Origin of the sequence: Psychrobacillus sp. BM2, from assembly GCF_048572895.1 — a bacterium.
GTDB lineage: Bacteria > Bacillota > Bacilli > Bacillales_A > Planococcaceae > Psychrobacillus.
The window spans coordinates 2,924,539-2,940,090 of sequence record NZ_CP183878.1; the positions used below are offsets into that span (position 1 = coordinate 2,924,539).

17 protein-coding genes are annotated in these 15,552 nt (G+C 37.6%); 7 read left to right on the plus strand and 10 right to left on the minus strand.

Annotated elements, in window-relative coordinates:
• Window positions 1–2: 2 nt before the first annotated feature.
• Window positions 3–842, minus strand: coding sequence for a DUF2268 domain-containing protein (locus tag ACN6MX_RS14345; protein ID WP_419959543.1), 840 nt, complete (start codon window positions 840–842; stop codon window positions 3–5).
• A gap of 147 nt (window positions 843–989) precedes the next feature.
• Here ACN6MX_RS14345 and ACN6MX_RS14350 point away from each other — a divergent pair, with 147 nt between their 5' ends.
• Window positions 990–1,241, plus strand: a complete 252-nt coding sequence (locus ACN6MX_RS14350) for a hypothetical protein (protein WP_419959544.1) — start codon at window positions 990–992, stop codon at window positions 1,239–1,241.
• A 37-nt stretch (window positions 1,242–1,278) separates the two neighbouring features.
• Here ACN6MX_RS14350 and ACN6MX_RS14355 read toward each other — a convergent pair whose 3' ends face one another.
• From ACN6MX_RS14355 to ACN6MX_RS14370, 4 genes are read right to left on the minus strand one after another with little or no spacing between them, the layout of a single operon-like run.
• Window positions 1,279–2,412 carry a bifunctional cystathionine gamma-lyase/homocysteine desulfhydrase gene (locus tag ACN6MX_RS14355; protein ID WP_419959545.1) on the minus strand — a complete coding sequence of 378 codons (1,134 nt, stop codon included), beginning with the start codon at window positions 2,410–2,412 and terminating at the stop codon, window positions 1,279–1,281.
• Window positions 2,413–2,414: 2 nt separating this feature from the next.
• On the minus strand, window positions 2,415–3,344 hold the full coding sequence (locus tag ACN6MX_RS14360) for a PLP-dependent cysteine synthase family protein (protein WP_419959546.1): 930 nt from the start codon (window positions 3,342–3,344) through the stop codon (window positions 2,415–2,417).
• Window positions 3,345–3,349: 5 nt separating this feature from the next.
• Window positions 3,350–3,820 carry an S-ribosylhomocysteine lyase gene (locus ACN6MX_RS14365; RefSeq protein WP_419959547.1) on the minus strand — a complete coding sequence of 157 codons (471 nt, stop codon included), beginning with the start codon at window positions 3,818–3,820 and terminating at the stop codon, window positions 3,350–3,352.
• A gap of 13 nt (window positions 3,821–3,833) precedes the next feature.
• A complete protein-coding gene (locus ACN6MX_RS14370; RefSeq protein ID WP_419959548.1) occupies window positions 3,834–4,472 on the minus strand; it encodes a class I SAM-dependent DNA methyltransferase in 639 nt (212 codons plus the stop codon).
• Window positions 4,473–5,086: 614 nt separating this feature from the next.
• On the opposite strand from ACN6MX_RS14370, the gene ACN6MX_RS14375 reads away from it, so the two are divergent.
• Together ACN6MX_RS14375 and ACN6MX_RS14380 are read left to right on the plus strand one after the other, a co-directional pair.
• Window positions 5,087–5,479, plus strand: a complete 393-nt coding sequence (locus tag ACN6MX_RS14375; RefSeq protein WP_419959549.1) for a DUF1259 domain-containing protein — start codon at window positions 5,087–5,089, stop codon at window positions 5,477–5,479.
• An 82-nt stretch (window positions 5,480–5,561) separates the two neighbouring features.
• The gene (locus ACN6MX_RS14380; RefSeq protein WP_419959550.1) at window positions 5,562–5,819 is read left to right on the plus strand and encodes a translation initiation factor 2; all 258 of its coding nucleotides are present in this window, start codon (window positions 5,562–5,564) and stop codon (window positions 5,817–5,819) included.
• Between the two features lie 37 nt (window positions 5,820–5,856).
• Here the strand turns inward: ACN6MX_RS14380 and ACN6MX_RS14385 are convergent, their stop codons facing one another.
• Genes ACN6MX_RS14385 through ACN6MX_RS14395 form a run of 3 tightly spaced genes read right to left on the minus strand, consistent with a single transcriptional unit; the run spans window position 5,857 to window position 7,858 of the window.
• A complete protein-coding gene (locus tag ACN6MX_RS14385) occupies window positions 5,857–6,615 on the minus strand; it encodes an ABC transporter permease (RefSeq protein WP_419959551.1) in 759 nt (252 codons plus the stop codon).
• Window positions 6,612–7,331 (minus strand): ABC transporter ATP-binding protein, encoded by a 720-nt coding sequence (locus ACN6MX_RS14390; protein ID WP_419959552.1) that lies wholly within the window; start codon window positions 7,329–7,331, stop codon window positions 6,612–6,614. Before ACN6MX_RS14390 ends, ACN6MX_RS14385 begins: the two co-directional genes overlap by 4 nt.
• Complete coding sequence (locus ACN6MX_RS14395) at window positions 7,328–7,858, minus strand: GNAT family N-acetyltransferase (protein ID WP_419959553.1); 531 nt, start codon at window positions 7,856–7,858, stop codon at window positions 7,328–7,330. The genes ACN6MX_RS14390 and ACN6MX_RS14395 overlap by 4 nt, the downstream gene beginning before the upstream one ends.
• 133 nt (window positions 7,859–7,991) lie before the next feature.
• On the opposite strand from ACN6MX_RS14395, the gene ACN6MX_RS14400 reads away from it, so the two are divergent.
• Window positions 7,992–9,350, plus strand: coding sequence for an amino acid permease (locus ACN6MX_RS14400; protein ID WP_419959554.1), 1,359 nt, complete (start codon window positions 7,992–7,994; stop codon window positions 9,348–9,350).
• A 79-nt stretch (window positions 9,351–9,429) separates the two neighbouring features.
• Here ACN6MX_RS14400 and ACN6MX_RS14405 read toward each other — a convergent pair whose 3' ends face one another.
• Window positions 9,430–11,406, minus strand: coding sequence for a S9 family peptidase (locus tag ACN6MX_RS14405; RefSeq protein ID WP_419959555.1), 1,977 nt, complete (start codon window positions 11,404–11,406; stop codon window positions 9,430–9,432).
• 249 nt (window positions 11,407–11,655) lie between these two features.
• Between ACN6MX_RS14405 and ACN6MX_RS14410 the strand changes: the two genes are divergently transcribed.
• From ACN6MX_RS14410 to ACN6MX_RS14420, 3 genes are read left to right on the plus strand one after another with little or no spacing between them, the layout of a single operon-like run.
• Window positions 11,656–12,135, plus strand: coding sequence for a sigma-70 family RNA polymerase sigma factor (locus tag ACN6MX_RS14410; protein WP_419962635.1), 480 nt, complete (start codon window positions 11,656–11,658; stop codon window positions 12,133–12,135).
• Window positions 12,126–12,515, plus strand: a complete 390-nt coding sequence (locus ACN6MX_RS14415; protein ID WP_419959556.1) for a helix-turn-helix transcriptional regulator — start codon at window positions 12,126–12,128, stop codon at window positions 12,513–12,515. Before ACN6MX_RS14410 ends, ACN6MX_RS14415 begins: the two co-directional genes overlap by 10 nt.
• Complete coding sequence (locus ACN6MX_RS14420) at window positions 12,491–13,711, plus strand: FtsW/RodA/SpoVE family cell cycle protein (protein WP_419959557.1); 1,221 nt, start codon at window positions 12,491–12,493, stop codon at window positions 13,709–13,711. Before ACN6MX_RS14415 ends, ACN6MX_RS14420 begins: the two co-directional genes overlap by 25 nt.
• A 164-nt stretch (window positions 13,712–13,875) precedes the next feature.
• On the opposite strand, the gene ACN6MX_RS14425 is transcribed toward ACN6MX_RS14420, so the two are convergent.
• Window positions 13,876–15,423 (minus strand): fatty acid--CoA ligase family protein, encoded by a 1,548-nt coding sequence (locus tag ACN6MX_RS14425; RefSeq protein WP_419962636.1) that lies wholly within the window; start codon window positions 15,421–15,423, stop codon window positions 13,876–13,878.
• Window positions 15,424–15,552: the final 129 nt, after the last annotated feature.

Consider the following 15,552-nt stretch of genomic DNA (forward strand, 5'->3'; position numbering starts at 1 on the left):
GCTCATATAGCAAAACCAGAGCCTGCTAAGATTTCATTGGAGGACTTAAGGAGCAATTCTTTCATAACAAAAGGACCGCATTTTTTGTTGTACGTATACACAATTTGATAGCCAATATGATAGCCAATCCACTTTGGAAACGGTGTATTAGTTTGACCAAATAAGTAAAGCTGATGATTTTTAATCCCCTTTATCTGCAAGGCAGGAACAAAATGCCTTTTCCATATTTCACTTACCTCTTCTAAATCATACATATTTGCCCACGGTGCTAACCACTTTTTTCCGTACAATTGCCTAACCGCAAACTCTCCAAGCCCTTCAACAATAATCGATTCATTTAGAGAAATAGCTGCTGGTGGATAATCTATAAATTTTAATCTACATACGTGATTATACTCATGTGCCACTAATGCCTTAACCTCTTCTTTTGTTAGATCTGGGGATACGAAAAGAAAAAGTACTTTTTTATAAGCGATGCCGTTTTTACGTGGAAAGTCCTTTTTTCTCTGTGTGCTATCTTTTTTTATAGGAAAAATATAAATGGAAACCTTTGGACCATCCCATAATTCTCGCAAATATTTATATTCTTGTTTCACGATATCCCAAATACTTTTGACTTCTAATTCTCGCAGAGTTTTCTTTACAGACTTCCATTCAGTTGGTTCAAATAAACCATTTTTTAAAAGTTCATATTGTACGACCTCAGAATTTATATCTGGGAAAAACTTCATAATTGGATCGCATATAATCTCTCGTTGTAAAGTCTCCACCCCTCTGCCATCTTGTTCTTCGCATCTTTCCACAAATGTAAATAGCATATTTCTCGTTTCTTTTACCGACATAAATCCTCTCCTTTTTCGTCTTATAGCATATGTTTCTATTTTTTTTTAGCCACAGAAGCATAGACGACTGTCTCTAGCAAGCCCTCATTATCAACATAAACTAATAGAACATACTTGTATGTAATTTTGTGGAGAGGAGGACTACAGATGAATCAAAATGAATTATATAATCTCTGTTGTAGATATCATGGAAAAAGGGTAAGAATTACAGATAGAGAAGGTCGCGTACATCTTGGAGAAGTTACAAGAGTTAATAGAAATATGGTCTGGATTCGACCTGACCAGGATCTTGGTGGTTATGGTCTAGGGTTTTTCGGCTTTGGAGGATTTGGGTTTGGCTTTGGTATTGCCCTAGGTGCAATTACCGGTATCGCACTAGCTTCCGCATTTTTCTGGTAACACAAAAAGAGAGGTTGCAGCCTCTCTTCATTTAAAATTATGCTAGTGCTTGAGTTAAATCCTCTAATAAGTCTTCTACATCTTCAATCCCTACTGAAATTCGGACAAGCCCGTCTGTAATGCCAAGCTCTGCACGGCGCTCGCTTGGGATAGATGCGTGTGTCATTCGAGCTGGAACAGAGATTAAACTCTCCACAGCGCCTAAGCTCTCTGCAAGTGTAAAATAATGTAGCTTCGCTAAAAGCTCATCTGCTTTCTCAGCACTTCCAACATCGAAGGAAATCATCCCACCAAAGCCGGTTGTCTGTTTCTTCATCAACTCATACCCAGGATGATTAGATAACCCTGGATAGAAAACCTTTGATACTGCTTCATGATTAGTTAAAAACTCTGCGATTCGTTGGGCATTTGCATTATGCTCTTCCATTCGTATGCCAAGTGTTCTTAAACCACGCATTAGCAGCCATGAATCTTGAGGTCCGAGAACCGCTCCAACAGAGTTCTGCACAAAGTGTAAATCTGTTGCCAGCTGTTCTGAGTTTACAACAACAAGACCCGCTACGACATCACTATGTCCACCCAAATATTTGGTCGCACTATGTACGACAATGTCAGCACCAAGTACAATCGGTTGTTGGAAATATGGCGTCATAAATGTATTATCCACAATGGTTAATAATCCATTCTCTTTTGCAAACTTCGCAATTCCCTCGATATCTGTAACTTTTAATAAAGGATTCGTCGGTGATTCTAGGAATATTGCTTTAGTATTATCGTTAATAGCTGCTTCTACATTCGCTATATCACAGGTATCCACGAATGTCGCTTCGATTCCAAAGCGATTCAATACTTTAGATATAACACGGAAAGTCCCACCGTAAACATCATCGGTTAAAATAACATGATCACCTTTACTGAATAACATCATAACGGAGCTAGTCGCAGCCATTCCAGATGCGAAGGCAAACCCTGCCACTCCACCTTCCAGCTCGCTAATTAATACTTCTAGTGCATGACGAGTAGGGTTACCAGTACGTGAATATTCATAGCCTTTGAATTTACCTACTGCCTCTTGTTTATACGTACTCACTTGATAAATCGGTGTCGATACTGCTCCGGTTGCCTCGTCTCCTACAATTCCTGCATGTATTAATTTCGTTTTGGCACGCATCTTTATTCCCCCTTAAATAATTCATAGACCTTCTGACTTAAATACCGTTCGCTCGAATCCGGAAAAATCGTCACAATATGACTTCCCTCTTTAGCTACCTCTGCTTCCTTCAAAGCAGCATGAAAAGCAGATCCCGACGAGCTTCCGACTAATAAACCTTCCTTTTTTGATAATGCTCTTAATTGTTTAAACGCATCCTCATCGCTTACGGTATGGATTGCATCAAAATAGGTAGTATCCATGAAGTTCGGTAGAAACTCCATACCTATTCCTTCCGTAACATGAGAGCCGGATTCTCCCCCATTTAATATGGATCCAACCGGCTCTACAATAACCGTTTTAATCGATTCTTTTTGCTTTTTTAAATATGTTGAAGTACCCATAAATGTTCCACCGGATCCAGCACCCGCTACAAAGACGTCAATTTCACCATCTAAATCTCGCCATAATTCAGGTCCTAATGTCTTTGTATACGTATCTGGATTTGCAGGATTAGAAAATTGAGAAGGAGAAAAAGAATTTGATGTCTCAGCCACCAGATCTGCCGCTTTTCTAATTGCTCCTTGCATGCCGAGTGCCGTATCTGTATTTACGATCTCGGCCCCTAATGCACGCATCAATGTTTGCTTCTCCATACTAAATTTCTGTGGAACAACAAAAACAACTTTATATCCTTTTCCGATAGCAGCCAAAGCAACACCAATGCCCGTATTTCCGGCAGTTGGTTCAATAATGGTCCCACCTGGAATAAGTTTCCCCGACTTCTCCGCATCTTCAATCAAAGACAAGCCCAGCCGATCCTTCACACTACCTCCGGGATTGAAGTATTCAAGCTTAGCGAATATACGGCAATTGTTTGGAATTGGTATATGTGTAATTTCCATAACAGGTGTATTGCCTATTAAATCTTGTACACTACTAAATATGTTCATTAAAATTATGCTTCCTCTTTATAAATTTGACGCCATTCACCCTTTTTAGCTAACATTTCGGACGCTATTTCTTTCGCACCTTCTAAACTATGGCTTGCAGCCCAACCACATTGAACTTCATTGCAGGCTGGAACTTCTGTTGCATTTAAAACATCCTGTAATGTTTTTTCAAGAATTTCAAGAATTTCATCAAAGTTGTCATGATTGATGACAGATAAATAAAAACCAGTTTGGCAGCCCATTGGACTCATATCCACCACTTGATCTGTATGGTTGCGGATATTTTCTGCCATTAAATGCTCTAAGGAGTGCAGACCAGGCATTTCCATATGTTCTTTATTTGGTTGTTTAAAACGGACATCATATTTTAATATTTCATCGCCATTGTTTCCTACTTTCGTTCCTGCAAGGCGTACAAATGGTGCTGCTACTTTTGTGTGATCTAAGTTAAAGCTTTCTACATTCATTTTTTTCATGATTAATCGCTCCTTATTTTTTCGTTGCATCCATTAACCAAACATAATCATTCATTTTTACGAATCTTACTTGAAATCCTGCTTTGGTGAATAATTCTTTTAGTACGGGTATGGTTGTATAATATTCTCGTTCTAGGTCTTCTACTACATTTAAATAGCCACGTTTTCTTTCCTTAGAAATCTGTACTTGTTTGGCTTCTTCCGTAAGAAAAACAGTATCTGCAAAAACGACCTTTCCATTCGTCGGAAGTAGGCTGGCATATTTTTTTAGTGCTATTCCCTTTTCGTCATCTGTTAAATGATGGAACACATACGTGCTTACAATTGCATCTATATTTTCATGTCCTATCTTAAATTCAAGTAAATCGCCATCAATTACTTTAATAGAGGGAAAGCGTTCAGCAGTTACTTTTAGCATCTTAGTATTAGGTTCGATACCGATTACCGAATTACCTGCTTCTACTAGTTTTGCAGTTAAATTTCCAGTACCTGTTCCAAATTCAATAATAGTACCAGAAACACGTTTAGCCACCTCATTTAAAATAGTTTCGTAGCCTTCAAATACATCTCGATACTCTGGATCTTTACCAGAAACGGATGCATCGTAGGAGTCCGCCCATCCATCAAAAATATCGACAAATTCTCGCCCCATTCTAAAACCCCTTTTTGAACCATATTATTCCTACCTGCATACTTTGTTTTAGGCTTAATATTAATGTTATATCATATTCCAACAAATTGTCAATAAGAAGAAACGAACAAACAGACGCCTGCTTTTTTAAATTTAAAACTTGTATCTATCGTTTCTGAAATGCTTTGGACAGTCTTGTTGCTATATTATTACCGAGTGAATTTTTTAAAGAGGTTGGTCGTGACTGACCTCTCTTTTCTCAGTAATATTATGGCGTTTGTCCTATCCGTCGCCATTCAAAAACTTCCGGAACAGGTTAGTGCATTTTTGGATAACTAGAGAAAATATACTCTCCTATATTTAGAATAGGCTCCAGAAGATACAATTTCTGGAGCTCCACTGCTTCTATATTGAGCAAACCCTTACTATTTCTCTGGATTTCCACTTGGATAAAAAACATCTACTTCTATCAGTGTTCACGGTACATTTTTATATATTTTCTTATATTTTCAAAAAAGCAAAACGAAAAATCGTTTTGCTTTTTTGATACTCTTCCTATCTCTGCTCATGGAAGTGTGTTCTAGAGCATATTAATCAGTTCATACAATAAGGATAATCAAAGGAGTGTGTATTTAATGGAAAACTTCCAGAACCTTTGTAGACAATATGCTCAGATTGTAAATGGTAAGCCTACTATGAAACAAAGCGGTTGTTCTGTAGAACTTGAACGAAATTTTCATTTAACTATTCAAGGTCGTCCTAGTCGTAGTGCGTTGCCGGCTGGTATAACTTTCGAATCGTTGGATTATGAAGGTAATGCACTCAATCTTGGAGAAGTAGCTGTACTTCAAGAGGAATTACCCTCATTCGTAGGAGTACTTGTGCAAAATAAATTAATCGTAAGTGCAATCCATAATCATTGGATCTATACTGATCCAATTATCTTGTATGTACACTTTCAATCAGTTGAGTCCCCTTTGACTTTTGCTCAAAAATTTGCAGAAGCCTTCAAAGTATTGAAGTACTAAAAAACTTATAAAAGGCGGCTAATAAATCTTCTAACCGTATTAAAATTGAATCGCAAATTTTTTAATATTGGAGGAAATCTTAATGACAAATAATGAAAACAACAATGATCAAAAAGATCAAGAATCCAATGAAATAAGTACGCTAGAGCTTGCTGTATGGGGTGAATTATTATCTACACTCGGAGATGTGATATCTACTATCGCAGCAGTTCAAGCTTTGAAAGAAGAACAACAAGAACAAGTTAGCAATAATAATATGCAAAAACAGATTGATTATTTAACCAATGAAGTGAAATTACTAAAAAAACAAATAAATAATGGGAGGTCTTGGCATTCCTAGTTCTGATTTGTAATAATCCATATTGTAAAACTGTTGCTTATTTAGATCTCCAATCCTTCAATTGAAGATCCTTTGTAAATAGTTTCTTATAACAGAGTACACTTAGCATCATACTCGTAATAGCAGAGGAACTAGTAAATACAAAAATGATTAATATTTGATATCGAACCGCTTCTACCGGATCTGCACCAGCAATAATCATTCCTGTCATCATACCCGGCAGTTGGACAAGCCCTACTGTTTTCATGGCATCAATTGTTGGAATCATACTGAATTTGACGGATCGTTTTAACACCTCTTGCACCGCTTGGCGACTTGTTGCACCGAGCGAAAGAAATGTTTCAATTTCCCCTTTAGAGCTTTCCGTTTCTCGCTTTAGTTGGGTTAAAAATAATCCACAAGCAACCATTGCATTACCAATCGTCATTCCACTTAGCGGTATAATGTATTGTGGCGTTGCTTCAATAATTTGCAAGCTCAGTAATAATCCCATCATGAGAATTTCCATCGTAGCAATGGAAAAAATAATTCTCCATACGACTCCCGCCATGCCTTTTGCCCGTTTTGCTGCATTAAATGCTGCAACAATAATCATGATGCAAACAATCAGGATAATAAACAGAACATTTTTGGACTGAAATACAAACTGTAAAATATATCCGACCGCAAGTAGCTGAATCGCCGCTCTAACTGTACCAATTGCAATATCTTTCTCTAAGTCAAGCTTTTGCCAAACTGATACAAGCATCGTAATAATGACAAATAGTAAAGTAAAACTTAATGCTAGCAAACTCATAGCATCACCTGTTTTGGTGAGCTTGCCCGGTCGCCAAAAAATTCAGAAGTCTTTACATCACTAGCAAGTTTTCCATCTTCCATATACCAAATACGCTCACTAATATTTTTTGCCTGTTCGGTGTCATGTGTTACCCATATAAAAGCGATTTTCTCTTTTTCGTAGAGTTTGACTAATAGCTGTTCTACTAACTCTTTGCTCTGTTGGTCAAGAGAAGCTGTAATCTCGTCCAGAAGTAATATTTTTGGTCGTAACAACAACGAGCGAACTAAAGCGATGCGTTGTTTTTCCCCACCAGACAGATTTCCAGCTTGCTTTTCCCAGTCTAAATGGTCTAATCCTACTTCTTTTATCAACTGTCTTGCGAAGTCTTCCTCAAAAGGTCGATTATGTATTTTACTGCTAGTCATTAAATTATCTGTTATAGTTCCTGGAAGCATTGTTGCTTGCTGTGCTACATAACATATATTCATACGCCACCTTCTACTATCTACCTCATTCATCAATTGACCATTGAAGTAGATCTTTCCACGATCAATAGAATCTAATTTAGCTAAAATACGTAAGAGCGTACTTTTACCTTGACCAGATTTACCGAGTAAGGCAATACGCTCTGGTCGCTCGATAGTCGCAGTTATGTCAGAAAATAATTCTTTTTTCTCCTGGGCATCCCAATGCTTTTTCGTCAGCTGCTTTAATTCAAATAATGGCTTCATACTCGTTCTTCCCATTCTTCTCTTAATAAACCCATTCGAATAGAGTCATAATAAACTCCATTATAAAATCGACATTTTCGTATTCTCGCTTCCATTGTCATTCCTAACTTTTCGCCGACTTTAATCATGCGTTCATTGCCAGACCAGGTTGTAAAACCAACACGAACAAGTGGTAATTCTTTAAATAAATGATCAATCCATAGTCGAAGTGCCTCCGTACCTATTCCACCACTCCAATAACGAGGTTCATAGATGACGATACCTATTTCCAACCAGAGTGACTCTTCATGCTCCCAGTAATAACAAAGCGAACCAACTAATTCTCCATTTACGTAAATACCCCACATATCTTCTTGATGGATTAACTGATCTTTCTTTTTTAAAAATTGTTCTAAGGTTTTTGGGATATGGGGATAATAAGGTGCGTCCCAATTTTTCCATTCCGGCTCCTCTTCTTTTGCACTTAATTCCCAAAGGCGAACAAGCTCTTCTTCAATAATTGGGCGAATCGTTACTTCTTTCATCATTTAACTCCAATCTATCATGCTTTGTATTCATAATTTTACCACAATATCAGTATGATAGACTGTTCCCAATATACATACTATTGTGATAAAGTTTTATATAGTAGAGTATTAAATTATTAAGGAGTGACATAACTTGGGTGGAAATCAACAGCTACAGCGAGGTTTAGAACAACGGCATATCACCTTGATGTCATTAGGTGCAGCAATCGGAGTTGGCCTATTTTTAGGTTCAGCAACGGCAATACAACTTGCAGGACCCGCTATTCTGATTTCCTATATTGTCGGAGGAATGGCCATTTTTATCATCATGCGGGCACTTGGAGAAATGGCAGTACATAATCCAGTTTCGGGTTCATTTAGTCGATATGCAAAGGATTACCTTGGTCCTCTTGCAGGATACATAACAGGATGGAATTACTGGTTTTTATGGGTAGTTACTTGTATGGCAGAGATTACTGCCGTAGGAGTATACATGCAAATGTGGTATCCGGACACAGCCCCTTGGATATGGGCATTAGCCGCATTAGCTATCATGACACTGGTTAACTTAATTGCCGTGAAAGCTTATGGGGAGTTTGAGTTCTGGTTTGCACTTATTAAAATTGTTGCCATTTTAGCGATGATTTTTGTAGGTCTAGGTGTTATTCTTTTTGGTCTTGGTAATGATGGGATTGCAGTCGGCATAAGTAATTTATGGTCGAATGGCGGATTTGCACCAAATGGAGTTACTGGCATATTCATGTCCTTACAAATGGTCATGTTTGCTTATTTAGGTGTTGAGATGATTGGAGTAACTGCAGGTGAAGCAAAAAATCCTAAGACAGTCATTCCAAAAGCAATTGATACCGTATTTTGGCGTATTTTACTGTTCTATGTTGGGGCTCTGTTCGTCATCATGTCCATTTATCCTTGGAATGAGATTGGGAGTAATGGAAGCCCATTCGTTTTAATGTTTGAGAAAATTGGTATTGGTCCAGCAGCAGGAGTTATTAACTTTGTTGTACTTACAGCTGCATTATCTAGTTGCAATAGCGGTATTTTTAGTACAGGACGTATGCTATTTAATCTGGCTCAGCAGAAACAGGCTCCTAGTTCATTCGCTAAAATTAGCAGAACAGGAGTACCATCCAAGGCAATTATCTTTTCTGCCATTTTATTATTAGTCGGGGTTGTATTAAATTATTTAGTTCCTGAAAAGGTATTCATATGGGTAACAAGTATTTCGACATTCGGAGCCGTTTGGACATGGGGAATTATATTATTGTCTCAATTGAAATTCCGTAAAACGCTAACAAAAGGAGAAGTTTCAAGGTTGTCCTATAAGGCATTGTTCTATCCTTTTGGATCTTACTTAGTGCTTGCCTTTTTAGTATTGGTACTCGGACTCATGGCTTATTTCCCTGATACCCGTATAGCACTAATAGTTGGACCGATATGGATAATCGGTTTAGTGTTTGTATATTATAAAAAAGGATTTCATAAAAGAAAATAAGTGTTGGATTCAACTGATTGTTCGTCGGATTCGACCAATTTAACAAAACCCCTTCATTTTGAAGGGGTTTTGAATGTTCTCAAAGATATTTTGCGAACCAGCTAGTAATTTGTTCTAATCGTGTTTGTCTTAAATTCGGCAAGCCAACTCGAGATAAATTGTGGTCAGATTGTGGGAAGCGGACAAAGCTCGCCTCTTTTCCCATAGCTTTTAATGTAATGTACAGCTGTTGCCCTTGTTCAATAGGACAGCGATAGTCATTTTCGCTATGCAATATTAATAAAGGTGTTTCTACATTAGCTGCATATTTGAGCGGAGATGCATCCCATAGTTTATCAATATCCGTCATATCAGTACCAATTTGCCATGGTGTGAAGTAATATCCAATATCAGAAACTCCATAAAAGCTAATCCAATTAGAAATAGAACGTTGCGTAACCGCTGCTTTAAAGCGATTTGTATGACCGACAATCCAGTTTGTCATAAAACCACCGTAGCTTCCTCCAGTAACACCTAAACGATTCTCGTCAATCCAGGAATTCTCCTTCAATACATAATCTACTCCTGCCATAATATCTTCATAGTCGCCACCACCGTAATCTCCACGAACAGCGTCCACAAATTGTTGACTATAGGAATGACTTCCACGTGGATTTACATACAATACTCCATAACCCTGTGCCGCTAATAGTTGGAGCTCATGGAAAAAGGTATTCGCATACATCGTATGAGGTCCACCATGAATCTCTACTATAAGTGGATACTTTTCTCCATCCTTATAGCCTGCTGGTTTCATTAACCAACCATGTACATCCCAATCGTTCAGACCTTTATACACAATGGCTTCTGGTTCGACAAGCTCAGCATCATTTAACAACTCTTCGTTAAATTTAGTGAGGGCAATTCTTTCACCAGTCGCCAAATTTAGTTTAAATAATTCCCCGGGAAATATTGCATTACTTATTGTCGCAAGAGCATAGGTTCCGTTGCTAGCAACATCGTATCCATAAACATGCTCGTTCTCTGGGGTTGCAGGGTAAATCTCCCCTTCCAGTGATGCAAAATACAAACGTACGTCACCCATTGAGGATAGTTGGAAATACAAGTGATTATGTTCTGTCCAAACAACATCTGGTGCATTTGCTCCTTGCTGGATATCTGCTCCTGCATAATCGCCTACTGGAGCGTCAATGCCCTCAGTCAGTATTTGAAGTTTTCCGGTGCTTACTTCATATACATACACCTCTGCATGAGTTGCATTTTTAAATGTATGTAACATTCCACCAAAAGCAATGTATTGATCATCCGCTGAAAAAGTTGCCCCTCCAAAATATCCGTTTTCTTCAATAATTACCGATTCTTTTTTTGTCTCCACGTCGATTAATAACATAGGTTCATGGAATGAAAAATCTTGATTTTCATCTCTATTTACACTAATTACTAGTTTTTTCCCATCATGAGAAATTGCTTGAAGGGTATGATTAAATGTACCTTCTGTAAAGACTGTAATTTCTTCAGATGCTATAATGATAGATCCAATTTGTCGGTATGTATCTTTTGGTAATAATCCAACGCCATCACCGTGATATTTCATTTTTTCTACAATATAGGCTTCTGGTAGTTTCTTATCTTCTTTTTCAGCCTCGTCAGTCCAGCTTTTTCCTTCCTTTAAAGAAGCAGAGAACCAAATCTTTTTACTGCAAGGTGACCAGATAAAGCTAGCAACACCTTTTTCTAATTTTGTCAGCTGTTTTGCTTCTCCACCCTTAGCAGACATTATAAAAATTTGGTTTTTGTCGTCACGATTCGATAAAAACGCTAGTTGTTTTCCATCAGCAGACCATCTAGGAGATGACACTTTTTCTTTTGAATGGGTCCATTGTGTTATTTCATTCGTTTCGATATCTACATGATATAAATAAGCATAGTATTTATTATCTTCTTTGTGCATCTCGGTACGGATGAAAACTGCCTCATTCCCGTTTGGTGAAATCACAGGATTTGTTATTGATTGTATTCTAAATAAATCTGTTGCCTCTAGTTTTCTCTTAGTCATTTAAAAGTCCCTCTCTATGTAAATTTTCTCTCACTATTTATTTCGACATTCGAAATCTTTTTCCTTCTATTTTCTAAAAAAGCTTATAGAAAAAGTCCACTACATGTAGAGTGACAATATAGTATCTTTGTAAGCTTATTTTTTAAGTAAACTATTTTCATTTGACAATCGTCTAATTATTGTAAAGGAGGGAAATGTGTGAATGATGTAACACTACCTATAGAATCTATACATATCCCAATTGATGACATGATGCTTTATGGTCAGGACTTATTGCAGCTTGTCTATACTTACGTAAAGGACAATGCACTCGCACAGGATTTAACGCAGGAGATCTTCGTGAAATGTTATGAGGCATATCCAACATATAAAGGGAAATCCACACTGAAAACATGGATGTGGCGGATTGCTATTAATCACTGTAAAGATTACTTGAAGAGCTGGTATAACCAAAATATCCAAGTGGCTGTGGATGCTGGGGTCAACGAACAGGCTAGCAGTAATGTGGAACAGCAGGTCATACAACAAGACGAGCAGGAAAGGCTTGCGAAAACGGTGATGCAGCTACCTATTATTTACCGGGAAGTAATTTATTTATTTTATTTTGAAGACTGTACGAGTAAGGAAATAGCGGGAGTGTTGTCGATAAATGAAAATACGGTTAAAACAAGACTCCGTAAAGCGAAGCAATTTTTAAAAGAGCAGTTGGAGGTGAGCGAGTGGATTTAAAAATTTTAAAACAAGCGATGAAAAAGCATACATTCCAAGATGTGCAATTTGATAAAAGTAAACAGCAAGCTGTGCACAAAAAAATTCAACAGCTAGTTTCTATTGAGGACTTAAAATCTGTATTACTTGGACTCACACAAACCGAAAGGTCCGGATTCGATTTAACAGAATTACTGCATATGCGCGGCGAGCAAGCCATAATTCAAAATGAAGGGTTACTATACCAATGCTTACATGAATTAGAAGCAGCCGAACTCATTAATGGTCTATGGAAGAATGGCGAGAAGGTATATTTCCTTTCGAAAAAGGGACAAAAGCAGCTCGAATTGACGCAAAGACCAATCGGAGGTGTTAAATGGAACGCTTTATACAGCAAGTAACAAAGCTTATTCGCTCCAAGGAAGCCAAAGTCACTGTAGCGGAGGAACTAAAGCAACATTTAGTACAAGCACAAACAAAGCATATGGAGCGTGGGCTATCTAACGAGGAAGCAATGACAAAAGCAATTCAAGACATGGGAAATCCCATCGCTCTTGGAAAATCAATGAATAAAATCCATAAGCCTAAACTTGATTGGCTGCTCATTGCGGCATTTAGTGCATTGTTATTATGTGGTTTCCTGCCGCTTGAAGTCGCAGCGTATTCAAAAAAGATAATTATCATTTTCCTTGGTGTAGGATTAGTTGTTGTTCTTTACCGATATGACTACAGAAAACTCATAAAGAAGGAGAAGTGGTTCTTTGTAACTACTATCGTTTTGTTGCTATTACTTTTGTATTTCCCAACGTATCATATAAACGGCAAGCCAGAGCTGAAATTAGGTCCTTTCCGTATAGATAGCTTATGGACGTTACCGATTCTAGTCATCGGCTGGGCTGGCCACTTTGCGAAAAAACGTTCATTATTCGGTGGATTTGCGTTATTTTCCTTCATTACTATATTATTTATGTTGCAACCACATTTAATCGCATTTATATTACATACGATAATGTTCATGGTAATCTTCCTATGTAGTAAGCACAAAATCAAAACGAAAGTAATCACAATTGTGACAAGTGCTATAGCTAGTGCTACATTTATTGTATTTTTCTTAGTGAATGCTATGCCTTATCAGGTAGCGAGGATTTTTGCGTTTATCAATCCGGACAAGGATGCAGAGGGTTTTGGCTATCTATATATACGTCTGCAGCAATTATTCAGTGAAGCGAGATGGTTTGGTGCTATTCCATTTGAAGGGATACCAGAATTGCATACAGATTTTGTTTTTGCTGGGATTATTCGTTCCTACGGGCTTGGTCTTGCTTTATTGATCGCTGTTTTATTAGTTGTCTGTATCATTCGTTTACTCATGATAATCCAAAAGGTTCGTGATCCATTTGGTCGTTATTTACTAACTGGTAGTGTCACTCTATTCGCCACACAAGTTGTCGTGAATATCGGCATGATTTTCGGTTTTTTACCAATAATGGCGATGTCATTACCTTTTATTAGTTATGGCTTAATGCCGACGATTATTGCAGCAGCCATGGTTGGTTTCGGACTAAGTGTGTGGCGTCGTAAATCATATGTGCTATAAAACAGGTGTATGGTTGAGTAGTATGAAAACTGTATTTGATATTCAATCAACTTTAAAAACCTCCTACTAATTGAATTGGTAGGAGGTTACTGAACTTTTGAAGAACTTATTAGCTTTGCTTAGCCATAGTTCCTCTAATCGATTGTATTTATTTGCAACTCAAGTTAAACTGTTTGTGTTTTTAAAGAACGACGCAAGATTTTGCCCGTTGTATTCTTAGGAAGTTCCTCTAAGAATTCGAACTTCTTAGGCACTTTATATTTTGCTAGTTTTTCTGCACAATAGTCGTGTAATTGTTGTTCGGTTAATGTAGAATCTTTTTTCACGACGAACGCAAGAACCTCTTCACCAAAATTCGGATCTGGGATACCGATAACAGCAGCTTCTACTATATCAGGATGTGCAAATAGCACTTCCTCTACTTCACGGGGATATACATTATACCCTCCAACAATTATCATATCTTTTTTGCGATCGACTATATAGAAATAGCCTTCCTCATCTTGTTTTGCGAGATCTCCAGTATATAACCATCCATTGCGAATAGCACTTTCCGTTTCTTCTGGCATCTTGTAGTATCCCTTCATGACGTTTGGTCCGCGAACGATCAGTTCTCCTACTTCTCCGATTGCAACGTCTTCTCCAAGCTCATTGACGATTTTATTTTCAACATTTACGATATTTGTCCCGATCGAACCAGGCTTACGATCGCGGTCAATTGGGTTAAAGCATGTTACTGGTGATGCCTCCGACAAACCATATCCTTCAGATACACGAACATTGAACTTGTTTTCAAAGTTATGTAGCAATGCCACTGGCAATGAAGATCCCCCTGAAATCGCTAATCGAATACTAGAAAAGTCCTCTACATTTGCATCTGGGTATTGATACAAGAAATTATACATCGTTGGAACACCTGCAAACACAGTTGCTTGATGCTCTTTCGTCATTTTAAATACCTCATGTGGACTAAATTTTGGAATTAATAAAAGTGTTGCACCCATTAATAATGGTGCATTCACGACAACTGTTAGGGCAAACACGTGAAATACAGGTAAAGTGGTGATTACGCGATCCTCTGTACTAATCTTCAAGTATTCTGCCACGTCACGAGCATTTGAGTAAATATTATTGTATGTTAGCATAGCACCCTTTGGTTGACCTGTTGTCCCAGAAGTATATAAGATTACAGCGATATCATCTGGATCTGTTTCTATGGCAGAAGTCCCCAAGGTAGATGTAGAAAGTAACAGTGAAAAAGGTTTCACTTTTGGCTTCAAATTTTCAGGTAAAGAAGCGAGTTTTTGAATAGTATCTGGTTGTGTTTCACAAATAATATAATTTTCAACCGATGTGAAAATTTCTGATGCTTTCTCCACTAAAGGCAAGAGTGCATCAAGTGCAATGATTACTTTCGCATCACTGTTTTTTACAATATAACTAATTTCATCGGGCGAATAAATGGGATTAATCGGAACTGCCGTAGCCCCAATTCGCATAGTAGCATATAAAGAAATCAAAAAATGTGGTGAGTTCCCCAATAAAAACCCTATATTATCGCCTTTTTCCACACCAATTGACTCTAATGCCCCTGCAAATAGCTCCACTGATTGATCGAATTCTGCGTATGTAGTATCTTTCCCCATAAAATGATAGGCAACCTTCTCTGGATGCTCATTGGAAATTTCTTGAACACGTGAAACTAAACTCATATTCTCGTCTCCCATCTTTTTTAAATGAATAACCATTCATTTTCCCCATATTCATTATATAAGAAAAGTTTTGACAATTCAAGAAAAACTAGAATGTAGAATAATAGAGGTTAATAGATTATATAAGAA

Coding starts and splice junctions, on each gene's coding strand:
- ACN6MX_RS14345 (WP_419959543.1), bottom strand. CDS start 842: ATGTCGGTAAAAGAAACGAGAAATATGCTATTTACATTTGTGGAAAGA.
- ACN6MX_RS14350 (WP_419959544.1), top strand. CDS start 990: ATGAATCAAAATGAATTATATAATCTCTGTTGTAGATATCATGGAAAA.
- ACN6MX_RS14355 (WP_419959545.1), bottom strand. CDS start 2,412: ATGCGTGCCAAAACGAAATTAATACATGCAGGAATTGTAGGAGACGAG.
- ACN6MX_RS14360 (WP_419959546.1), bottom strand. CDS start 3,344: ATGAACATATTTAGTAGTGTACAAGATTTAATAGGCAATACACCTGTT.
- ACN6MX_RS14365 (WP_419959547.1), bottom strand. CDS start 3,820: ATGAAAAAAATGAATGTAGAAAGCTTTAACTTAGATCACACAAAAGTA.
- ACN6MX_RS14370 (WP_419959548.1), bottom strand. CDS start 4,472: ATGGGGCGAGAATTTGTCGATATTTTTGATGGATGGGCGGACTCCTAC.
- ACN6MX_RS14375 (WP_419959549.1), top strand. CDS start 5,087: ATGGAAAACTTCCAGAACCTTTGTAGACAATATGCTCAGATTGTAAAT.
- ACN6MX_RS14380 (WP_419959550.1), top strand. CDS start 5,562: ATGACAAATAATGAAAACAACAATGATCAAAAAGATCAAGAATCCAAT.
- ACN6MX_RS14385 (WP_419959551.1), bottom strand. CDS start 6,615: ATGAGTTTGCTAGCATTAAGTTTTACTTTACTATTTGTCATTATTACG.
- ACN6MX_RS14390 (WP_419959552.1), bottom strand. CDS start 7,331: ATGAAGCCATTATTTGAATTAAAGCAGCTGACGAAAAAGCATTGGGAT.
- ACN6MX_RS14395 (WP_419959553.1), bottom strand. CDS start 7,858: ATGATGAAAGAAGTAACGATTCGCCCAATTATTGAAGAAGAGCTTGTT.
- ACN6MX_RS14405 (WP_419959555.1), bottom strand. CDS start 11,406: ATGACTAAGAGAAAACTAGAGGCAACAGATTTATTTAGAATACAATCA.
- ACN6MX_RS14410 (WP_419962635.1), top strand. CDS start 11,656: ATGATGCTTTATGGTCAGGACTTATTGCAGCTTGTCTATACTTACGTA.
- ACN6MX_RS14420 (WP_419959557.1), top strand. CDS start 12,491: ATGGAACGCTTTATACAGCAAGTAACAAAGCTTATTCGCTCCAAGGAA.
- ACN6MX_RS14425 (WP_419962636.1), bottom strand. CDS start 15,423: ATGAGTTTAGTTTCACGTGTTCAAGAAATTTCCAATGAGCATCCAGAG.